This is a genomic window from Schwartzia sp. (in: firmicutes) (assembly GCF_978017985.1).
The window spans coordinates 1-5,509 of the sequence record NZ_CDXDFU010000186.1 but is presented as its reverse complement, the minus strand read 5'-3'; the positions used below and the strand labels follow the sequence as shown (position 1 = coordinate 5,509).

The following is a 5,509-nucleotide window of genomic DNA, read 5'->3' as shown; positions in this document are numbered from 1 at the left end:
TCAACATCTTCTCCGCGTGATTTCTTGATATTATCGAGTGTATCTACAATAACGGTAAGGGTTCGTAACCCAAGAAAGTCCATTTTGAGCAGACCAAGCTGCTCTACAAGGTCTTTGTCGTATTCCGTTATCAAAGTACCGTCATCAGCCTGCTGTACCGGCATGTATTCTGTCAGCGCATCACGCGCGATTACGATTCCGGCAGCATGAGTGGAAGACTGCCGCGGCAGACCTTCTATTGCCCGCGCCAAATCCAGCAGTCTCCTTACCTGTGAGCTGCTTTCATATTTTTTCTTCAAATCCTGTGATTCCTTTAACGCTTTATCCAGCGTTATTCCAAGCTCTGTAGGAATCAGTTTTGCAACCTGATCCACCTCTGAGTACGGCATATTCAGGACTCGTCCTACATCACGAACGGCGCCTCTGGCTGCCATAGTACCGAAGGTTATAATCTGCGCAACATGGTCTGTTCCATATCGGCTTTTGACGTACTCAATAACCTCTTTGCGTCTGATATAACAAAAATCAACGTCAATATCAGGCATGGAGACTCGTTCAGGATTCAAAAAACGCTCAAAAAGAAGATTGTACTTAATCGGGTCCAGATCCGTAATGCCCAGAACATACGCAACAATACTTCCTGCAGCACTCCCGCGCCCAGGTCCGACGGCTATCCCCTTTGAACGGGAAAAATTAATGTAATCCCAAACGATGAGGAAGTAGCTGTCAAAACCCATTTTGTGTATGATTTCAAGCTCAAAATCAAGTCTTGAAAGTATCTCATCACTTGGTTCGGGATATCTGTTCGTGAGATTCTTTTCGCAAAGCTGCCTTAAATACTGCTCGTCCGTCATGCCATCAGGCAGCGGAAATCTAGGCAGGAAATGCTGTCCAAAAGTAAAGTCCACATTACAGCGTTCAGCGATTTTTGCGGTGTTTGATAAAAACTCAGGATTGTCCGGAAAAAGTGCGCCCATTTCCTCAGGGGACTTGATATAAAAAGAATCTCCCTGAAAGCGCATTCTTGTGGGGTCATCCAAGGTTTTTCCTGTCTGTATGCACAAAAGGACATCCTGCGCCTCGGAATCTTCCTTCCTGACGTAATGGGCGTCATTTGTCACTACAATGTCCAGCCCGTACTTTTCCGCCAGTGAAATAAGCCCCGGAATAACCTTTTTTTCCTCAGGAATACCATGATCCTGAAGCTCGATGAAAAAGTTTTCCTTACCGAAAATATCAATGTATTCCTGAACAAGAGCATCCGCCTTTTCAGGATTGTCCTGTATCAAAGCCCGTGGAATTTCACCTGCAATACACGCTGACAGGCAGATAATTCCCTCGTGATAACGGCGCAGAAGCTCCTTGTCTACACGGGGTCTATAATACATTCCCTCTGTATTTGCAAGAGAAACGAGCTTAACCAGATTACGATAGCCTGTTTCATTTTCAGCCAAAAGAATCAAATGATAATATCTTGTGTGGTCTACCTCGAACTTTTCCTGTCTTGCTCTCGGGGCTACATAAACCTCACATCCGATAATTGGCTTGATTCCTGCTTTTTTTGCTTCTTTGTAGAAGGTCACGGCACCATACATATTGCCATGGTCCGTGATGGCAATGGCGTTCATTCCCAGCTCTTTTGTTCTGGCAATCAAATCGGATATTCTGCTTGAACCGTCAAGAAGACTATATTCTGTATGAACGTGAAGGTGTACAAAACTGCAGTCAGCCATATAAAATACCCTCTTTATAAAGTGTTCTGAAATTCAAAGCCAAAAGAAAATTCAAAAAGGGCTGCCTCCGGACTAATTCCGGCAGCAGCCCAATATATACTGTTATACCTCCATGATAATCGGAAGTATCATCGGACGCCGACGTGTTTTCTCGAAGAGATAACGCCCCAGTGCATCACGGACATTCGACTTGATAGCCGCCCATTCGGTAATATTATTATCCTGACAGCGGTCAAGCGCCTGTTCGACACGCTCGCGAGCCTCATCCATCAATGCTTCGGATTCACGTACATAGACAAAACCACGGGATACGATATCAGGTCCCGAGAGAACCTCACCCGTCTGTTTATTCATCGTGAGCACGATAATCAAAATACCATCCTGCGAAAGCTGACGGCGGTCACGAAGAACAATGTTGCCGACATCGCCGACACCGAGTCCGTCCACTAAAACACGACCTGCCGTAACCTTTCCGGTCAAAGCACCTTTTTCTTTTGTAATCTCCAAAATCTGCCCGTTCTCACCAATGAAAATATTCTCCTTAGGCATACCCAGATCGCGGGCTAACTTAGCATGCTTTACAAGGTGATGATATTCACCATGGACAGGCATGAAAAATTTCGGACGTACGAGGTTATGCATGAGCTTGAGCTCTTCTTCGCTCGCATGTCCCGAAACATGTATTCCTTCATTTCGTCCGTAAATAACATTGGCACCAAGCTTCAAGAGATTATCTATCGTACGGGAAACCAGCTTTTCATTGCCCGGAATCGGCGTAGCGGAAATGATAATCGTATCGCCCGGAACAATATTGACCTTGCGGTGATCCGACATGGCCATTCTGGTAAGAGCGGACATCGGCTCACCCTGGCTTCCTGTTGTAATGATTACAACCTGAGAGCCTGTGTAGTTGCCGATTTCATCAATGTCAATAATCGTACCCTCAGGCGCATGGATATAACCAAGCTCCAGAGAGATATTTACGACATTTACCATACTCCTGCCGAGCACGGCAACTTTTCTGTTATATCTGCACGCAGTATCAATTACCTGCTGTATGCGGTGTACGTTTGAGGAAAAGGTTGCAACGATAATACGCTGCTTTGCATTATGGAAAGCCTTGTCAAAGGCCACACCAACCGTACGTTCACTGAGTGTATGTCCTTCCTTCTCTGCATTCGTACTGTCAGCCATCATAAGGAGAACGCCTTTGTTGCCCAAATCGGAAAAACGCTTAAAGTCAGTCATCTTTCCGTCTATCGGCGTATAGTCCAGCTTAAAGTCTCCTGTGTGAACAATCATTCCCAGCGGAGTTTTTATCGACAAACCTACCGCATCAGGAATGCTGTGATTTACACGTATGAATCCAACACTGAAGCAGCCGATATTAACTATATCTCCCTGCATGACAGCATGAAGATTGCCGCAGTCAACGTTATTTTCCTTTAACCGACCCTCTAAAATACCTAATGTTAATCTTGTTCCATAAACAGGTACATCTATCTGCTTCATGACAAACGGCAATGCTCCGATATGGTCCTCATGTCCGTGAGTCAAGACAATACCCTTAATCTTGTCCTGGTTCTCCAAAAGATATGTAATATCCGGAATCACCAAATCAATACCAAGCATATCTTCATCGGGGAACATTAATCCGGCGTCAATCAGAAGAATATCATCCTCGTACTGGATAACCGTCATATTCTTGCCGATTTCGCCTAATCCGCCCAACGGAATAATTTGCACTTTTTGTGGTTCTTTACCCAAAAAACTGCACCTCCAATATTAAATTTTTTTATTTCTGTCCGATCCGTTCCATTTGCTAAAGTGTAAAAACAACCGATCAAATCAATTAGTATAATTATAACGCATTCGTTCAAGTTTTGCCAGTGTTAAAACTTCCTCTATCAGCGTTTTGCCTAAAGAAACGCGGCTTTATTTCGCTCGTGGAATATGCTGTATGCTCACCGACTTTTATTTTCCACTCCCTTGCCCGGAATGGGCTTTTCCAAGTGATTGTGCGCAATTCCAGGATTTGTAAAACAAAAAAATCCCAATCTCTGCTGAAATAAAGTAAAGCAACAGCTTTAATCTTAAATTTCAGTGAGATTGGGTTGAATTTCAAAATCAGTTGTGAATACTCTTCAGCCAGTTTTTCATCATAAGCGGGCCTTCCGGAGTAAGAATGGATTCAGGGTGGAACTGTATTCCCTGCACATCATATTTTTTATGCTTTACGCCCATAATCATTCCGCCTTCAAGCTCACTTGTAACCTCCAGGCAGTCAGGCAGAGTCTCACGGTCAATAATCAATGAATGATATCTTCCTATTTCAGCGTTCTGCGTTACGCCCTCGTATATCCCTTTGCCGTTATGCTTGAGGTTTGATACCTTTCCGTGAATGATTTCCTTTGCCCGTACAATTTTCGCGCCAAAGACTTCACCTATAGCCTGATGCCCAAGACAAATTCCAAGTATTGGCAGCTTATCCTTGAGACTTCCTATCAGGTCCTCAGTTATTCCGGCATCCTTAGGTTCACCAGGGCCCGGTGAAATAACGATTGCTTCATAACCTCGTGTTACAACATCAGCTACCCGAATTTTATCATGACGTACAACATCAACATCGGCACCCAGTTCAGAAAGGAGCTGGTAGACGTTGTATGTAAACGAATCATAATTATCTAAAAGCAACAACATCGTTTTCCACCTCCTCGACTACTTCGAACAGAGCCTTCGACTTCTGCAAAAACTCATTGTATTCTTTTTCAGGCACAGAATCTGCAACGATGCCTGCACCTGACTGTATAAATGCCTTGCTGTCGTCCTCTATGCGCATGGTTCTGAGTGTAATGCACACATCCATATTGCCGCAAAAATCAAGATATCCTACACAGCCTGCATAGCTTTCACGGCGTACAGGCTCAAGCTCATGTATAATTTCCATAGCTCTGAGCTTCGGTGCTCCGCTGACGGTGCCTGCCGGGAACGCTGCTTTCAATACATCCATTGGAGTATATTCCGGGCGAAGTGTTCCAACAACCTCAGATACCATGTGAATTACATGGCTGAATTTTTCAATTGCTCTCAGCTTTGTTACCTTTACCGTACCCGGGAGACTGATTCTGCCAATATCATTTCTCGCCAGATCAACCAACATGGAATGCTCCGCGCATTCCTTTACATCTGCTGCAAGGTCGATTGCCAATGCCTTATCTTCCTCGTCATCACGGCCTCTGCGCCTTGTTCCTGCTATCGGATAGGTATAAACCTTATCTCCCTCAACCTTCACAAGACGCTCAGGTGATGCACCGACAAGCTTTACTCTGCCAAAATTCAAATAAAACATGTATGGAGAAGGATTTACCTGACGAAGCCGACGGTAAAAATGAAATGCAGGCTTTGTAATCTTCTCAGTGAACTGGAAAGACGGAACAGCCTGGAATATATCTCCGGCAAAAATATGCTCCTTGATTTTGCGGATAGAGTTCAATACGCGCTCCGGCGGATTTTTGTACCGTTTAAGGAAATCCACCTTGTCTTCACGTTTTTTGATTTCTTTCCCTGTTTTTTCAACAGGAGCCATTATTTTATTCTGAAGCTCCTCCATCTTTTCAACAGCCTGCTCGTATGTCTCCTGTGCAGTCTCCGGTGTGGTTTCCGTAAGCAGGACTAGCTTGGCAATATTTTTCAATGCATCGAAAATAACCATTACACGGCAAATCATGAACTGACCAAGTATCTCATTTTCACCAAGCTCCATGCCGCGTACACGG

Annotated in this window: 4 protein-coding genes; all 4 read right to left on the bottom strand. The window is 44.4% G+C overall.

Annotation, left to right across the window (positions count from 1 at the left end):
- Positions 1–1,733 (bottom strand): DNA polymerase III subunit alpha (dnaE, locus tag ACY69O_RS08150; protein ID WP_462332973.1); only part of this gene is annotated, 1,733 nt, incomplete at its 3' end.
- A 102-nt stretch (positions 1,734–1,835) separates the two neighbouring features.
- Entirely contained in the window at positions 1,836–3,500 is a 1,665-nt protein-coding gene (locus ACY69O_RS08145) for a ribonuclease J (protein WP_462332972.1), read from the bottom strand.
- Between the two features lie 360 nt (positions 3,501–3,860).
- On the bottom strand, positions 3,861–4,433 hold the full coding sequence (locus ACY69O_RS08140) for an anthranilate synthase component II (RefSeq protein ID WP_462332971.1): 573 nt from the start codon (positions 4,431–4,433) through the stop codon (positions 3,861–3,863).
- On the bottom strand, positions 4,414–5,509 hold a 1,096-nt coding region (locus ACY69O_RS08135; protein WP_462332970.1), incomplete at its 5' end, for an anthranilate synthase component I family protein. The genes ACY69O_RS08140 and ACY69O_RS08135, both read right to left, overlap by 20 nt.